Genomic DNA, 14,700 nt, shown 5'->3' on the forward strand with positions numbered 1-14,700 from the left:
CCGGTCGGGTCTAGGTTGACGAGATTCGACGATCTCGGAGGAGAAGTGATGACGCTCGAAAGAAGGACGTTTCTGAAGGGGAGCGCAGCCGTGGCGGGCGGGGTGGCGATGGCCGGTCCGTTCGCCGGACTGGTGGCGGGGCCTGCATCGGCGATCGGTGCAGCGCCGTTCCGTGGCCTGCGCGCGACGCCGGACCTGCGTGACGGCAAGGTGCGGCTGCACCTGCCCGAGGGCTTCAGCTACCGGTCGTTCCACGACACCCAGTCGCAGCCACCGCCCCTCGTCGACGGCAAGCCGATGCCGGGACGCCACGACGGCATGGGTGCCTTCGAGGGCCCGGACGGCGCCGTCACGCTGATCCGCAACCACGAGGTCGCCGGCACCGGGACGCCCTTCGGCGCCATCGGGTCGTGGACCTACGACACCGGCGCCCGAGGCGGGTGCATCCACGTCGACGTCACCGGGCAGGGCGAGGTGCTGGGGGAGTTCACCGCCATCAACGGGACCGCGAACAACTGCTCGGGCGGCCAGATGCCGTGGGGTGCCTGGGTGACCTGCGAGGAGACGGTCAACGGCCCCGACGTCGGACCGGACTTCACCGGCGCGTCCAACGTGCCCTTCACCAAGAGGCACGGCTTCGTCTTCGAGGTGCCCGTCACCGGCCGCTCGGCGGCGACGCCCATCACGAGGGCCGGTCGCTTCTCCCACGAGGCGGTGTCGTTCGACCCGCGCGAGGGCCGGCTCTACCTCACCGAGGACAACTTCGCGTTCCCGTCGGGCTTCTACCGCTACACGCCGGCGACCAACCCGATGGAGAGCGGGCACCTCGACAACGACGGCCACCTGCAGATGCTCGCGGTCAAGGGGCAGCCGAACGCCCACCTCGAGGGGCACCAGGCCAAGGGCGCCGTCTACGACGTCGAGTGGGTGGACATCGCCGACCCCGACCCGACGTTCCCCTACACCCCGGGCCAGCCCGCGCCGACGCGCAACGACGATGCCCTCGTCTACGTCGGCGACCAGGGTCGGGCGCTGGGGGCCGCCGGCTTCTCGAGGCTGGAGGGCCAGATCTACGACAACGGCGTCGTGTACTTCACCTCGACGCAGGGCGGTGGCGACCCCGAGACCGGGCCGGAGCTCATTGCGGGGTACGGCAACGGGTTCGGCCAGGTGTGGGCCTACGACACCCGCTCCGAGAAGCTCCGCCTCGTCTACCAGTCGCCGGGCAAGGAGACGTTCGACTTCCCCGACAACATCACCGTCAGCAACCGCGGCACCCTTGTCGTGTGTGAGGACAGCAACCAGGACAACTACGTCCGCGGCCTCAACAAGGGCGGCCAGCTCTGGGACATCGCGCTCAACCGTGCGGCCAACGCCAACGGCACCCCGCGGTTCGACGACGAGTTCGCCGGCTCGACGTTCAGCCCGGACAAGTCGACGTTGTTCGTCAACATCCAGGCCAGCGCCGGGCTCACCTTCGCCATCTGGGGGCCCTGGCAGACCATCGGAGTCTGACCCCGTCCGCCGTCGGCTGGCCTGCGAGGGTCAGCCGGCGGCGGTGGGCTCGCGCGGCGGGCACGTGGCGGTGGCGAGGTACTCGAAGTGCCACCACTCGTTGTCGTAGGTGCGACAGATGCCGTATGCCGCGCCGTGCGCCTGCAGCCACGTCGCCATCGCCTGGGGGTGGACGTCGACGGCGTAGCCCTTGACGTGCGCCGAGCGCTCGGGCGCGAGCACCCACTTCGCCGCCTCGCTGGCCGAGCCGTACCGCGCCACCGCCCGGTCGAAGAGCACCTGCTGCCAGGCCTCGCTGCGCCAGGCCGACCGGATCTGCGGCGACAGACCGCGGGCTCGGGCGTCGGCGAAGGCCTGCTCGAAGGCCGCGGCTGCAGGCACCTGCATGTTGGTGGTCCCCGGAACGGGCGCCGACAGGGCCAGGCTCGTGGTGGGCGCCGGGACGCGGTCGGTCACCACCGGCCCGAATCTCCCTGTGCCGTAAGGCTTTTCGCCACTCTGGGAGATGCTCGAGGTCGTGGACGTCTCGGGCGTCCTGGACCCGGGCGACGGGGACGCCGACTCGTTCGCCCCCGGGGCGGAGCGCTGACCCGCGGACGCCGCGGCACCGTGGGCCCCCGCATCAGCAGAGGCGGCGTCGTCGGGACCGGCCCACACGGCATACCCGGTGGCTCCGGCTCCGAGGGCTGTGACCAAGGTGGCGACGACCACGGTGCGACGCAGCCGACGGCGTCGCCGTCGACCTGCCGACACGTGTGTCGTGCTCACCGCCCGCACCTCCTCGACCCGCCCCGCCGATTCTGGCAGGAAGCGGCGCCCGATCAGCGGACGCCGCGGATCCGCGCCGTCAGGGTCGTCGCGGCCCGGGTGACGGCCGCGGCCAGGGCCGAACGCTCCTCGTCGCCCACGGCGTCCGTCGGGAACGTCACTGCCACACCGGCGACGGGGTGTCCTGTGTGGTCGACGACCACCTGCGCCACCGACGACAGCCCGGCGCTGACCGACCCGTCCTCGGTGGCGTGGCCGCGCGCGCGGACCGACGTGAGCGCCCGCTTGAGCTCGGTGACGCTGGTCGGCCCGTGGCCGTCGCGCTGCACGAGGGTGTCGCGGTGCGGGAACAGCGCGCGCAGCTGGGCCGGTGGGAGGGCCGCGAGCATCGCGAGCCCGCTGGCGGTGAGCGTGGCCGGCAGCCGGACGCCGACATCCGTGACCAGCAGCGGCCGCCCGGGGGCACGCTCCTCGATGACGTACAGCACGTCACGGCCGTGCAGGACCGCGAGGTGGGCGTTGTGGGTGGTCTGGTCGACCAGCCGTCCGAGCAGGGGGCGGGCGATGCGCTGGAGGGGAGCCTGGCGCTGGTAGGCCGAGCCGAGCTCGAAGGCGGCCACGCCCAGCCCGTAGCGCCGCTCCTCCTCGAGGTGCGTCACGAAGCCGGCATCGCGCAGGACAGCGAGCAGGTGGTAGGTCGTCGAGCGCGGGAGGCCGAGCTCACGGGCGATCGACCCGGCCGGCATGGGCTCGGCGTGCCGGGCGAGCAGCGTGAGCAGCGCGAGGGCGTGCCGGGCGGCGGGGGCGTTGGCCACCCGCCCAGTGTCTCAGGGATGAGACCCCGGTCAGGACGCGGCGCGCGTCCCGCCCCAGGTCAGGAACCGGCGCGCGTCACCACGATGCCGTCGTCGTCGCTCACCAGGTGCTGACCCGGGGCGAAGTCGACGCCGCCGAACGACACGACCACGTCGCGCTCGCCGACGCCGTCCTTGGCGCTCTTGCGGGGGTTCGAGCCGAGCGCCTTGACCCCGAGGTCGAGCTCGCGGAGGGCGGCGACGTCGCGGACGGCGCCATGGATCACGACGCCCTCCCAGCCGCCGGACACCGCGCTCGCGGCGATGAGGTCGCCCATCAGGGCGGATTCGAGGGACCCACCGCCGTCGACGACGAGCACGCGGCCGGCCCCGGGCTCGGCGAGCGCCGCCTTGACGAGGGCGTTGTCGCGGTGGCACCGGATGGTGCTCACCACGCCCTCGAAGATGGTGCGCCCACCGAGCTGCCGGAACTGCACCGAGCACGACTGCAGGTCGTCGCCGTGCTCGTCGTAGAGGTCAGCAGTGCTCAGCTGCGGAACGGCGCTCACCGACCCTCGTCCGGTCCTGCCTTGACGGCGAGCACCGGCGCCTCCGCGTCGAGCAGGATCGTCTGGGCCGCGCTGCCCATGATGAGCTTGCCGACCGGGGTGCGCCGGCGCAGCCCGATCACGATCAGCTCGGCGTTCGTCTCCTGCGCGACGCGCAGCAGCTGCTCGGCGGGGTCCCGGGCCTCCACGTGCTGGGCGACCTCGTGATCCACCCCCGAGGCCTCGAGCTTCGCGGTGACGGCGTCCCAGTCCGCCGCCGTCGCGTAGCGCGAGTCGACGAGTGCGTCGCCCCGGCTGACGTTGAGGACCACGAGACGGGTATGACGCAGGCGCGCCTCCTCGATGGCGCGGTCCAGGGCCGCCTGGCCCTCGGGACGAGGCACGTAGCCCACGACGATCGCCATGGTCAGTTCCCTTCGGTGTTGCTGGGCTGGGGAGTCAGGTGCGGGACGTGGTGGGTGCCGTCGCCCTGGTCGTCGTCCCCGGCGCGGCGCGAGCGGATGCGGTCGATGACGACGGGCGCCACGACCAGGATGACCGCGATGGCATAGACGGTCTTCGCGAACGGGGTGTTGATGAGCCCGGAGAGCTGGCCGTCGCTGATCTGCAGGGCCTGGCGCAGCTGGTACTCGGCCACCGGTCCCAGGATGATCCCGATGATCGCGGGGACCACGGGTAGTCCGTACCGGCGCATGAAGAAGCCGAGGATGCCGATGATGAGCAACAACCACAGGTCGAAGGCCGACGTGTTCGTGGCGTAGGCCCCGATGCTGGCGAAGAAGAGGATCCCTGAGTACAGGTAGGGGCGGGGGATGTTCAGCAGCTTGGCCCACACGGTCGCCAGTGGCAGGTTGAGCGCCAGCAGGATCGTGTTGCCGATGAACAAGGACGCGATGAGCGCCCACACCAGGTCCGCGTGGTCGCTCAGCAGCCGCGGGCCGGGGTCGATGCCATAGCTCTGGAAGGCGCCGAGCATGACGGCCGCGGTCGCGGTGGTCGGGATGCCGAGCGTCAGCAGCGGGACGAGCCCACCTGCGGCGGAGGCGTTGTTGGTCGCCTCGGGCCCGGCGACGCCCTCGATGGCGCCGTGGCCGAACTCCTCGGGGTGCTTGCTGAGCTTCCGCTCCATCGCATAGGACAGGAACGTCGGGATCTCCGCGCCACCAGCGGGGATCGCGCCGAAGGGGAAGCCGATCGCGGTTCCGCGCAGCCACGGCTTCCACGAGCGGCGCCAGTCCTCGCGGTTCATCCGAGCGCCGTCGACCTGGATGATCTCGGCCGGGCTGCGGCGCAGGTGGGCCGCGACCCACAGCGCCTCACCGACGGCGAACAGGCCGACCGCCACGACGACGACGTCGATGCCGTCAGCCAGCTGCGGGATGCCCAGGGTGAGCCGTTGCTGGCCGCCGGCGGACCGGTCGATACCGATCGTGCCGATGAGCAGGCCGATCCCCAGCGAGGCGAGCCCGCGGATCTTGGACGACCCCAGCACGGTGGTGACGGCGATGAAGGCCAGCAGCATGACGGCGAACTTGTCTGGAGCCCCGAGCTTGATGGCCAGCTTGACGATCTCCGGCGCGAGGAGCGCCAGACCGAGGGTGCCGATGGTGCCTGCGATGAACGAGCCGACCGCGGCGGTCGCGAGGGCGGCCGCGCCGCGCCCCTTCTTGGCCATCTTGTTGCCCTCGATGGCAGTGATGACCGAGGCGCTCTCTCCCGGTGTGTTGAGCAGGATCGAGGTGGTCGAGCCGCCGTACATCCCGCCGTAGTAGATGCCGGCGAACATGATGAAGGCCTGGGTCGCCTCGAGGCGCAACGTCAGCGGCAGCAGCAGGGCGATGGTCATCGCCGGGCCGATGCCGGGCAGCACGCCGATGGCGGTGCCGAGCACGACGCCGATGACGGCGTAGAGCAGGTTGACGGGCGTGAGCGCGGTGCCGAACCCGTCGATGAGCGCGTTGATGCCGTCCATCACAGGACTCCCTTCAGCAGACCGACGGGGAGCTTGATGTCCAACCCGAGGAAGAACAGGTACCAGGACCCCACGGAGAGCACCACGGAGATGAGGGCCATGCGCACGTAGTGCCGGGCGCCGAGGGCGTAGGTGGTGCCGAAGAACAGGATCGCCCCGGAGATGGGCCAGCCCACGCGCTCGATCAACAGGGCGTTGGCCACGAACGAGCCCACGAGAAGACCGATGGTGCGCCAGTCGCTGCCCTGCGTCAGGTCGATGTCCTCGCCGCCCTCAGCCTCGCCGCGGCCTCCGCGGACGAGGTCGACGACGAGCAGCACGGCCATCGCGACCAGCAGCAGGCCCACCGCGATCGGCATGGTGCGGGCGCTGACAGGACCGCGTGAGGCGGTGTCGGTGAGGCTGAGCCCGTCGACGATGGCCCAGGCGCCGAGGACCAGCAGGAGGAGGGCCACTCCGTACTCGGAGCGGCCCCCCTTCTGCGTGGCCGTTGCCGATGCCGTGGTGGACATCAGGCCAGGCCCAGTTCCTTGAGGATGCTGGAGACGCTGTCGTTCTGGGCGGTGAGGAACGTCTTGAACTCGTCACCGGTCTGGAACGCGTCCGTCCAGCCCTGCTTGGCCAGGGTGTCCTTCCACTGCTGGCTGCCGTGCATCGCCGTCACGAGGTCGATGTACTGCTTCGTCTTGGCCTCGCTGAGTCCGGGAGGGCCGACGATGCCGCGCCAGTTGGTGAACTCGAGGTTGACGCCGAGGCTCTTGAGGGTCGGGGCGTCGACGCCCTCGACGGGCTTGGCGCTGGTCACGGCGAGGATCTTCACGTCGCCGGCCTTGGCCTGCTCGGCGACCTCACCGATGCCGGTCGCTGCGAACGCGACCTTCTTGCCGAGCACGCCGGTGAGGAGCTCGCCACCACCGTCGTACGCCACGTAGTTGACGTCCTTGGGTGTCACGCCGACGGCCTTCGCGAGCAGCATCGGGGTGAGGTGGTCGGGACCACCGGGGTTGGACGCGCCGCCCACGGGCACCTTGCCCGGGTCGGCCTTCCAGGCGGCGACCAGCTTGTCGAGGGTGTCGTAGGGCGATCCCTTGGGCACGACGATGGCCTCCGACTCCTCGATCAGCTTGGCGATCGGGACGGTGTCGTTGAGCGTGGCCTTCGACTTGTTCGTGTAGACGGCACCGACGACGCCGAGCCCCATCTGCATGAGGATGTCGTCGTTGCCCTTCTCGTTGACGAGTCGCTGCAACCCGACCGTGCCACCGGCACCGGCTGAGTTGAACACCTCGATGCTCTCGGCGAGCTTGGCGTCCTGCATGGCCTTGGCCGCGAGGCGGGCGGTGGTGTCGTAACCACTGCCGGGGGAGTTGGGGACGAGGATCCGCAGACCCTTGACGGGGCCCGACGAGCTGCTGGCGTCGGACGAGGTGTCGTCGCCGCTGACGCCACAGGCGCTCAGGGCGAGACCGGCGACCGTGGCGGCTGCCACGATCTTGAGGGGGGTCCGTACACGCACGGGAGACTCCTTTGTCTGAGGTGTGTTCGTCGCCAACCGTGCCGGGCCGTGGACGGCCTGTCACGGTTAGGTGCGCAAACTCCGTTTCGTTCTTTCTGCTCACGGGCCGCTGGCCCGACGGCGGTGCCCCCGACACAATCAGGGTGTGGAGGTTCGATGGCGCGCCTGGTACGCGGCCCGGCGATGGCCCTGGCAGCGTCGCTGGACGCTGGCCAGCCGCATGCTCGCGATGCAGCTGGCCATCGTGTGCGTGGTCCTCGTGGGGGTGGCGGCGGTCTCACTCGCCCAGTCCGACGCCAGGGCTCGGGACACGGAGGGGCGTCGCGCGCTCGCGATCGCCGAGCGCCTGGCCGTGACTGCGGGCGTACGCGAGGCGGCCGCCTCGGGTGGCCGGGAGTACCTCGGGCAGGCCCAGTCCGTGGTGGAGTCCGGGCGGACCTTCTCCAGCTCGACGACCGTGCTGCTGGCCCTGCGTGACCGCCAGGTGATCGCGTCGAGTGATGCGCTGCCGCGCGCTCCGCTCTACCTGCAGCCCACCGACGCGTTCGACGGTCGCTCGTGGGTGGGCACGGAGCAGGGCACCGGCGCAGCCTTCGCCATGGCGCCGATCATCAACGTCGACAACCGCCAGACGGACGGGGTGGTGGCGGTGGCGCGGGCCTATCCCTCCGTCCTCGACAACTTCGAGGCCGCCCTCCCGAACTTGTTGACCTACCTGGGGATCGCGAGCCTGCTCGGTGTCGTCGGGTCGCTGCTGCTGGCCCGTCGGGTCAAGCGACAGACGCTCGGGCTCGAGCCGCGCGAGATCGCCGGGCTCGTCGAGCAGCGCGAAGCCCTCCTGCACGGGATCAAGGAGGGCGTCCTGGCCGTCGACCTCGACCACCGGATCACCATGGTCAACGACGAGGCGGCGCACCTGCTCGGCATACCGCTCACCTCGGGTGGGCGCACGCTCCGGGAGGTCGACGCGACGGGACGAGCGGCCCTGATCTTCACCGAGGAGGTCGAGCTCACCGACCACGTCATGCCCGTGCGCGGGCGGGTGCTGACTGTCAACCGGATGCCGGTGCGCAGCCGGGGAAGGCACATCGGCTGGGTCGCCACCATGCGCGACCGCACCGAGATGCTCGAGCTCCAGCGCGAGCTCGACCTCACCAAGAGCACGACGGACACGCTCCGGGCGCAGGCCCACGAGTTCAGCAACCGCATGCACGTCGTCAGCGGCCTGATCGCGCTGGAGGAGTACGACGGGGTCCGCAACTACGTCCGCCAGATCACCGACGACTCGACGACCCTGACCACGAACGTCGTGACGCGGGTCCAGGATCCGGCCGTCGCGGCGCTGCTCATCGCCAAGGCGAGCCAGGCGACCGAACGGGGGGTGGACCTCGTCGTCGACCCGTCCAGCGACGTGCCCCAGCTCGACGACGCGCTCGCAGCCGACGTCAACACCGTCATGGGCAACCTCATCGACAACGCCTTCGACGCCGCCGCCGGCGGGGCCTCACCGACCGTGCGGGTGGCCCTGGCGCACACCGGCGAGGCCGTCACCGTGACGGTGCGTGACAGCGGCCCGGGCGTCGACTCCACCATCGGCGAGATGGTCTTCGACCGCGGGTTCACGACCAAGTCGACGGCCACCGCGCAGGAGCGCGGGATCGGCCTGGCGATCGTCCGGGTGATCTGCCGCAACCGTGGCGGGGACATCGTGGTCAGCAACGACGACGGGGCCGTCTTCGTGGCGACCCTGCCGGTGCTGGTCGGTCAGGGTGTCTCGTGATCTCGGTGCTGGTCGTCGACGACGACTTCATGGTGGCGCGCCTGCACTCCAGCGTCGTCGCCCGCGAGGAGGGCTTCGAGGTCGCCGCCATCGCCAGCACGGGCAAGGACGCCCTGCGTGCGGTCGAGGCCACCCGCCCGGACCTCGTGCTGCTGGACATCTACCTGCCCGACATGACGGGGCTGGAGGTGCTGCGCCAGCTCCGCGAGGGTGCCAGCGAGGACCTCGACGTGATCGTCATCAGTGCCGCGCGCGACCTGGACACGTTGCGAACCGCGTTGCGTGGTGGTGTCTTCCACTACCTCGTGAAGCCGTTCGAGATCGAGTCGCTCCAGCACCGACTGCGCGAGTATGCCGTGCACCGGGCCGAGCTCGACGAGCTCACCGAGGTGGGCCAGGACGACGTGGACCGGGTGTTCCGGGCTGGTGCCGTCGCCCGGGCCGGCGGTGGCCTGCCCAAGGGCATCAGCCAGGAGACCACCGCGCTGGTGCTGCAGGCCCTGAAGGCGTCGGACGAGGACGGGCTGTCAGCCACCGAGTGCGCCGAGTCGACGGGCCTGTCGCGCAGCAGCACGCGGCGCTACCTCGAACACCTCGTGGCGGTGGGCACGGCCGAGATGCGCCCGAGGTATGGCGCCGCCGGCCGGCCAGAGCGCCGGTACCGCCTGCGCTGAGGCTCCCGGCTGGGCCTCAGGCCGGGGCGTCGAGGCGGTCCGCGATGGCGGCGAGGGCGGTGTCCCTGGCTGCGAGGACGTGTCGCTCCGCGAGGCCGCGGGCCTGCTCCGCGTCGTGGGCCACGAGGGCGTCGAGGATCTCGGTGTGCTCGCGGAGTGCGGCCCGGCGGCGGTCCTGCGACTGGTTCGTGTACGCGCGGTACCGCGCCATCTGGCCGTCGACCTGAGCGTGCAGCCGGGAGGCCCAGCCGTGGCCGGCGACTTCGGCGATCGCGAGGTGGAAGTCGTGCCCGGCGTTCATGGCATCCACCGGCAGGTCGACGAGTGCCTCGTTGCGCTGGACCAGTCCCTTCAGGGTCCGGGCGCCGGCGTCGTCGAGCCGGACGGCGGCCTCGGCGGCCATGAGCCCCTCGAGGGAGGCGCGGACCGAGTACAGCTCCTCGATCTCGCGCGCGCTGAGCCCCCGCACGACCATGCCGCCGGTCGGGAGCTGGTCGAGCAGGTCTTCGGCCAGCAGCAGCCGCAGAGCCTCCCGCAGCGGGGTGCGGCTCACCTGCAGGCGGGTCGACAGCTCGGGCTCGTAGAGGCGCTCGCCCGGCGTGAGCTCGAGGTCGAGGATCTGGCGGCGCAGCTCGGCGTACACGAGCTGCCCGGCCGACGCCCGACGTGGACGGTCCACCATTTGATCTCCCATCTTGCATACTTGTATACAAGTATGCTTCTCTGATCCCAGTCTTGCACACCACCATCCCCCGGAGGCCACCGTGACCCGTGTCGAGTCGCCCGTCGCCGGCGTCGAGCCGACCGATCGCGACGCCGGCGCGCTCTCGGCCTTCGCCCAGGCCGTCCTCGAGGCCGAGGGGGTCCCGCCGCTTGACGCCGCGCTGCTCGCCGACACGCTCGTCACGGCCGAGCTCTGGGGCCACGCGTCGCACGGGATGCTCCGACTGCCTTGGTATGTCGCTCGGCTGAGGACCGGCGCGATGAATGCGGTCACGTCGGCCGAGGTCGTGCGCGACCAGGGCGCGGTCGTCGTGCTCGACGGGCGCGACGGCATCGGCCAGGTCGTCACCCAGCGCGCGGTCGAGCTGGGCATCGAGCGGGCCCGTGCCCACGGGATCAGCGGCGTGGCCGTCCGCCGCTCCGGGCACTTCGGGACCGCCGCCTACTTCACCCGACAGGCCGCCGAGGCCGGGTGCGTCGCCCTGCTCGCCACCAACGCGAGCCCTGCGATGGCCCCGTGGGGCGGGCGGGTCAAGAGCATCGGGACCAACCCGTGGTCGGTGGCCGCCCCGGCGGGACGACACGGCGTGGTGGTCATGGACCTCGCCAACACCGCCGTCGCGCGCGGCAAGGTCTATCTGGCCGCCGAGCGCGGGGAGTCGATCCCCGACGGCTGGGCAGCCGATGCCCAGGGGGCGCCCACGACCGACCCCGCCGAGGCGATCGCCGGGCTGATCCAGCCCATGGCAGGGCCCAAGGGGTACGTCATCTCGTTCATGATGGACGTGCTTGCCGGGGTGCTCACGGGCAGCGCGTTCGGCGACCAGGTCGCCGGTCCCTACGAGCCCGACCGGCGCAGCGGCGCGGGCCACCTGCTGCTGACCATCGACGTCGCAGCCCTCGCCGAGCCGGCCGAGTTCGCCACCCGCATCGAGGCCCTGGTCGACCAGACCCGCGGGGGCCCGCTCGCCGCGTGGGCCGACGAGATCCTCGTCCCCGGCGAGCTCGAGGACCGGACCCGCGCGCGGCTGTCCGCCGACGGCATACCGGTTGCGGCCACGACGTGGCAGGCACTCGAGGTGCTGTCCACGCAGACGGGCGTCCCCCTGCCCGGCCACGACCGACCCACCGGACCGGAGGTCCCCGCATGATCGCCCTCGTCGTCTCCCTGCAGGTGCAGCCGGGTCGGCGCGAGGAGTTCCTCGCCGCGATCGGCGAGAACGCCGAGCGGACCTTCACCGACGAGCCCGGCTGCCTCCACTTCGACGTCACCGAGGACCTCGACGACGACCACCACTTCGTGTTCTACGAGCTGTACGCCGACGAGGCGGCCGTCGTCGCCCATCGCGCGGCACCGCACTTCGCCGTATGGCGCGCGGCGGCCGACCGGTGCGTCGTGCCGGGCAGCCAGCTGAACACCCTTGCCAGACAACGCATCCACCACCCGGGGAGCCAGTCATGAGGATCCTCGTCCTGCCCGGCGACGGCATCGGTCCGGAGATCACGGACGCGACCGTCCAGGTCCTGACCGTCCTCGACGAGAGGCTGGGGCTGGGCCTCGAGCTCGAGCAGCGCGACATCGGCCTCGCCTCCCTGGCCGCGACCGGGGCGACCCTGCCGGACGACGTGCTGACCCTGGTCACCCAGGTCGACGGCACGATCCTCGGACCGGTGTCCCACTACGACTACCCGCCCCGGGCCGAGGGCGGCATCAACCCGTCGGCCGAGCTGCGCACGAGGTTCGAGCTGTTCGCGAACATCCGGCCCTGCCGGTCGGTCGGGGACCTCAGCGTCCTGCGCAGTCCCATGGACCTCGTGATCGTCCGCGAGAACACTGAGGGCTTCTATTCGGACCGGAACATGCATGCCGGCAGCGGTGAGTTCATGCCGGACCCGGAGTCCGCGTTCTCGATCCGCAAGGTGACGGCGCGGGCCTCGCGGCGGGTCGCCCGCGCCGCGTTCGAGCTGGCCCGCGGCCGGCGCCGGCACGTCACCGCCGTCCACAAGGCCAACGTCCTCAAGCTGTCCGACGGCCTGTTCCTCGACTCCGTGCGGGCGGTGGCCGCCGACTACCCGGACGTCGAGCTGCGCGAGCTCATCGTGGACGCGGCCGCCGCTCGGCTGATCCGGGACCCGGGCTCGTTCGACGTGCTCGTCACCACCAACATGTTCGGCGACATCCTCAGCGACGAGGCCTCGGAGCTGTGCGGCAGCCTCGGGCTCGGTGGGGCGATCAACGCCGGGACCGACCACTGCCTCGCGCAGGCCCAGCACGGCTCCGCCCCCGACATCGCCGGCCAGGGGGTGGCCAACCCCGTCTCGCTGATCCTCTCGGCGGGCATGCTGCTCGACTGGTACGGCGCTCGCGCGGGACGGTCGGACCTGCGCGACGCCTGGCGACTCCTCGACGCCGCCGTGTCCGCCACCATCGCCGACCCGGCCACCCGGACCCGGGACCTCGGCGGCACCCTCGGCACTGCCGACTTCACCAGCGCCCTCATCGGCACCCTGACCCAGGAGCTCACCCATGCCTGACCAGCCACTCGCGCCCAACCTGCTGGTCCGCCCCGACCAGGTGATCCCGTTCGACCGTGGCAACGGGGTCGTCACCATCCCCTACGTCGGGAAGTGGAACTGCGAGACCAACCACGTCACGACCGGCCAGACCCAGTTCCAGGCCGGCACGGGTCTGCCCCTGCACAGCCACAACGTCGAGGAGTCGGTGCTGGTCCTCGAGGGCGAGGCGGTCGCCGAGATCGGCGAGCAGACCTTCGACCTCGTCGCGGGTGAGGCAACCTGGGTGCCCGCGGGCGTCCCGCACCGGTTCCTCAACCGCGGCGAGGGGCTCATGCGGATCTACTGGGTCTACGGCGGCCGGGACGTGACCCGCACGATCACTGCGACGGGCGAGACCTTCGAGCACCTCTCCGAGAGCGACCGGGGAGGGTTGAGCACGCCATGAGTGCCTCCGCCGTCACCAGCAGCGCCAGCGTGACCACGAGCAACCCCACTGACGGCACGGTCCTCGCGACCTACGCCGCCATGTCCGCGGAAGAGGTCGAGGCGGCCGTGGCACGTGGCCACGAGGTGGCGATCACCTGGGGGCAGGTCCCGGTGGCCGACCGGGCCGCCGCCCTCGCCCGCCTCGCCGCGCACCTGCGCGCCGACTCCGAGCGGTTTGCCGCGCTGGTCACCGCCGAGATGGGGAAGCCGTTGGCCGAGGCGAGGGGCGAGGTCGAGAAGTCCGCGACCACTGCCGACTACTACGCCGCGCAGGCGCCACGGATCCTGGCCGCGAGGACCGTCGAGATCGACTCTCCCGCAAGGGTCTCCGCGTTCGTCCAGCCGGAGCCACTCGGACTCGTCCTGGCGGTGATGCCGTGGAACTTCCCGGTCTGGCAGGTCATGCGTTTTGCCATCCCCACCCTCGCCGCCGGCAATGGCGTCCTGCTCAAGCACTCACCCAACGTCACCGGTTCCGCTCTGGCCCTCGCCGAGGCGTTCGTGGCGGCTGGTTTCCCCGAGGGCCTCGTGACCACGCTGGTCGTGACCGAGTCCGAGGTGCCCGCCACGGTCGGTCGGCTCATCGACGACCCGCGCGTCGCCGCGGTCACCCTGACCGGCAGCAACCGCGCCGGCGAGATGGTCGGTGCCGCAGCGGGGCGGGCGTCGAAGAAGTCGGTGCTCGAGCTCGGCGGCTCGGACGCGTTCGTGGTGCTGTCCGACGCGGACGTGCCCGCAGCGGCCGCGGCAGCCGTGCGTGCCAGGTTCACCAACTCGGGCCAGAGCTGTGTCTGCGCCAAGCGGTTCGTCGTGGAGCAGCCGGTCGCCGAGGAGTTCACCCGGCTCTTCCTCGAGGGCGTCGCCGCGCTGGTGATGGGCGACCCGACCGACCCCGCGACCACGGTCGGCCCCCTCGCCCGCGCCGACCTGCGGGACGCCCTGCAGCGGCAGGTCGACGAGTCCGTCGCTGCCGGGGCCACCCTCGCTGCCGGGGGCCGCAGCCCCGAGGGGCCGGGGTGCTTCTACGAGCCGACGGTCCTGCTCGGCGCCCGCCCCGGGATGCCTGCGTTCGACGAGGAGACCTTCGGCCCGGTGGCAGCGGTCGCGGTGGCCAGGGACGAGGACGAGGCAGTGCAGCTGGCGAACGCCACGCAGTACGGACTCGGCCTCAGCGTCTGGAGCCGCTCGACCGAGCGGGCCGTGGCAGTCGCCCGGCGCATCACGTCCGGGGCCGCCTTCGTGAACTCCGTCGTCGCATCGGACCCGCGGGTGCCGTTCGGCGGGACCAAGCGCAGTGGCTACGGCCGCGAGCTCGCCGACGCGGGCGTCCTCGAGTTCACCAACCAGCGCACCTACTGGGTGGTGGAGTAGGGCCTCGTCAGGTGC

The 14,700-nt window shown here is 71.5% G+C and carries 16 protein-coding genes; 8 read left to right on the top strand and 8 right to left on the bottom strand.

Annotated features, from left to right (window positions below):
- Positions 1-48 precede the first annotated feature (48 nt).
- The gene (locus tag AC1DV7_RS00175; protein ID WP_477593369.1) at positions 49-1,515 is read left to right on the top strand and encodes a PhoX family protein; all 1,467 of its coding nucleotides are present in this window, start codon (positions 49-51) and stop codon (positions 1,513-1,515) included.
- Between the two features lie 30 nt (positions 1,516-1,545).
- On the opposite strand, the gene AC1DV7_RS00180 is transcribed toward AC1DV7_RS00175, so the two are convergent.
- Genes AC1DV7_RS00180 through AC1DV7_RS00210 form a run of 7 tightly spaced genes read right to left on the bottom strand, consistent with a single transcriptional unit; the run spans position 1,546 to position 7,134 of the window.
- The gene (locus tag AC1DV7_RS00180) at positions 1,546-2,283 is read right to left on the bottom strand and encodes a D-alanyl-D-alanine carboxypeptidase family protein (protein WP_477593371.1); all 738 of its coding nucleotides are present in this window, start codon (positions 2,281-2,283) and stop codon (positions 1,546-1,548) included.
- Between the two features lie 53 nt (positions 2,284-2,336).
- Positions 2,337-3,098 carry an IclR family transcriptional regulator gene (locus AC1DV7_RS00185; protein WP_477593373.1) on the bottom strand — a complete coding sequence of 254 codons (762 nt, stop codon included), beginning with the start codon at positions 3,096-3,098 and terminating at the stop codon, positions 2,337-2,339.
- Positions 3,099-3,157: 59 nt separating this feature from the next.
- Positions 3,158-3,646, bottom strand: coding sequence for a ribonuclease E activity regulator RraA (rraA, locus tag AC1DV7_RS00190; RefSeq protein WP_477593375.1), 489 nt, complete (start codon positions 3,644-3,646; stop codon positions 3,158-3,160).
- Positions 3,643-4,050: a universal stress protein gene (locus AC1DV7_RS00195; protein WP_477593377.1), complete on the bottom strand. Its 408-nt coding sequence runs from the start codon at positions 4,048-4,050 to the stop codon at positions 3,643-3,645. Before AC1DV7_RS00195 ends, rraA begins: the two co-directional genes overlap by 4 nt.
- Before the next feature lie 2 nt (positions 4,051-4,052).
- Positions 4,053-5,618 (bottom strand): tripartite tricarboxylate transporter permease, encoded by a 1,566-nt coding sequence (locus AC1DV7_RS00200; protein ID WP_477593379.1) that lies wholly within the window; start codon positions 5,616-5,618, stop codon positions 4,053-4,055.
- Entirely contained in the window at positions 5,618-6,130 is a 513-nt protein-coding gene (locus AC1DV7_RS00205) for a tripartite tricarboxylate transporter TctB family protein (protein ID WP_477593381.1), read from the bottom strand. Before AC1DV7_RS00205 ends, AC1DV7_RS00200 begins: the two co-directional genes overlap by 1 nt.
- Complete coding sequence (locus AC1DV7_RS00210; protein ID WP_477593383.1) at positions 6,130-7,134, bottom strand: Bug family tripartite tricarboxylate transporter substrate binding protein; 1,005 nt, start codon at positions 7,132-7,134, stop codon at positions 6,130-6,132. The genes AC1DV7_RS00205 and AC1DV7_RS00210 overlap by 1 nt, the downstream gene beginning before the upstream one ends.
- A 145-nt stretch (positions 7,135-7,279) precedes the next feature.
- Here AC1DV7_RS00210 and AC1DV7_RS00215 point away from each other — a divergent pair, with 145 nt between their 5' ends.
- Together AC1DV7_RS00215 and AC1DV7_RS00220 are read left to right on the top strand one after the other, a co-directional pair.
- Entirely contained in the window at positions 7,280-8,914 is a 1,635-nt protein-coding gene (locus AC1DV7_RS00215; RefSeq protein ID WP_477593385.1) for a sensor histidine kinase, read from the top strand.
- Positions 8,911-9,588 (top strand): response regulator, encoded by a 678-nt coding sequence (locus AC1DV7_RS00220; RefSeq protein ID WP_477593387.1) that lies wholly within the window; start codon positions 8,911-8,913, stop codon positions 9,586-9,588. Before AC1DV7_RS00215 ends, AC1DV7_RS00220 begins: the two co-directional genes overlap by 4 nt.
- Before the next feature lie 16 nt (positions 9,589-9,604).
- Here the strand turns inward: AC1DV7_RS00220 and AC1DV7_RS00225 are convergent, their stop codons facing one another.
- Positions 9,605-10,270 (bottom strand): GntR family transcriptional regulator, encoded by a 666-nt coding sequence (locus AC1DV7_RS00225; RefSeq protein WP_477593389.1) that lies wholly within the window; start codon positions 10,268-10,270, stop codon positions 9,605-9,607.
- Between the two features lie 82 nt (positions 10,271-10,352).
- Here AC1DV7_RS00225 and AC1DV7_RS00230 point away from each other — a divergent pair, with 82 nt between their 5' ends.
- The 5 genes from AC1DV7_RS00230 to AC1DV7_RS00250 are packed head-to-tail and all read left to right on the top strand — an operon-like array spanning position 10,353 to position 14,685.
- Positions 10,353-11,462: an Ldh family oxidoreductase gene (locus AC1DV7_RS00230; protein WP_477593391.1), complete on the top strand. Its 1,110-nt coding sequence runs from the start codon at positions 10,353-10,355 to the stop codon at positions 11,460-11,462.
- The gene (locus AC1DV7_RS00235) at positions 11,459-11,773 is read left to right on the top strand and encodes a putative quinol monooxygenase (protein WP_477593393.1); all 315 of its coding nucleotides are present in this window, start codon (positions 11,459-11,461) and stop codon (positions 11,771-11,773) included. Before AC1DV7_RS00230 ends, AC1DV7_RS00235 begins: the two co-directional genes overlap by 4 nt.
- Positions 11,770-12,846: an isocitrate/isopropylmalate dehydrogenase family protein gene (locus tag AC1DV7_RS00240; protein ID WP_477593395.1), complete on the top strand. Its 1,077-nt coding sequence runs from the start codon at positions 11,770-11,772 to the stop codon at positions 12,844-12,846. Before AC1DV7_RS00235 ends, AC1DV7_RS00240 begins: the two co-directional genes overlap by 4 nt.
- Complete coding sequence (locus AC1DV7_RS00245) at positions 12,839-13,273, top strand: cupin domain-containing protein (protein WP_477593397.1); 435 nt, start codon at positions 12,839-12,841, stop codon at positions 13,271-13,273. The genes AC1DV7_RS00240 and AC1DV7_RS00245 overlap by 8 nt, the downstream gene beginning before the upstream one ends.
- The gene (locus tag AC1DV7_RS00250) at positions 13,270-14,685 is read left to right on the top strand and encodes an aldehyde dehydrogenase family protein (protein WP_477593399.1); all 1,416 of its coding nucleotides are present in this window, start codon (positions 13,270-13,272) and stop codon (positions 14,683-14,685) included. Before AC1DV7_RS00245 ends, AC1DV7_RS00250 begins: the two co-directional genes overlap by 4 nt.
- Positions 14,686-14,700 lie beyond the last annotated feature (15 nt).

This window comes from Pedococcus sp. P2_E4 (assembly GCF_056403935.1).

What these genes read in the sequence shown, in the direction of transcription:
- AC1DV7_RS00175 (WP_477593369.1), top strand. Translation starts at nt 49, where the DNA reads ATGACGCTCGAAAGAAGGACGTTTCTGAAGGGGAGCGCAGCCGTGGCG.
- AC1DV7_RS00195 (WP_477593377.1), bottom strand. Translation starts at nt 4,050, where the DNA reads ATGGCGATCGTCGTGGGCTACGTGCCTCGTCCCGAGGGCCAGGCGGCC.
- AC1DV7_RS00200 (WP_477593379.1), bottom strand. Translation starts at nt 5,618, where the DNA reads ATGGACGGCATCAACGCGCTCATCGACGGGTTCGGCACCGCGCTCACG.
- AC1DV7_RS00205 (WP_477593381.1), bottom strand. Translation starts at nt 6,130, where the DNA reads ATGTCCACCACGGCATCGGCAACGGCCACGCAGAAGGGGGGCCGCTCC.
- AC1DV7_RS00225 (WP_477593389.1), bottom strand. Translation starts at nt 10,270, where the DNA reads ATGGTGGACCGTCCACGTCGGGCGTCGGCCGGGCAGCTCGTGTACGCC.
- AC1DV7_RS00235 (WP_477593393.1), top strand. Translation starts at nt 11,459, where the DNA reads ATGATCGCCCTCGTCGTCTCCCTGCAGGTGCAGCCGGGTCGGCGCGAG.
- AC1DV7_RS00240 (WP_477593395.1), top strand. Translation starts at nt 11,770, where the DNA reads ATGAGGATCCTCGTCCTGCCCGGCGACGGCATCGGTCCGGAGATCACG.
- AC1DV7_RS00245 (WP_477593397.1), top strand. Translation starts at nt 12,839, where the DNA reads ATGCCTGACCAGCCACTCGCGCCCAACCTGCTGGTCCGCCCCGACCAG.
- AC1DV7_RS00250 (WP_477593399.1), top strand. Translation starts at nt 13,270, where the DNA reads ATGAGTGCCTCCGCCGTCACCAGCAGCGCCAGCGTGACCACGAGCAAC.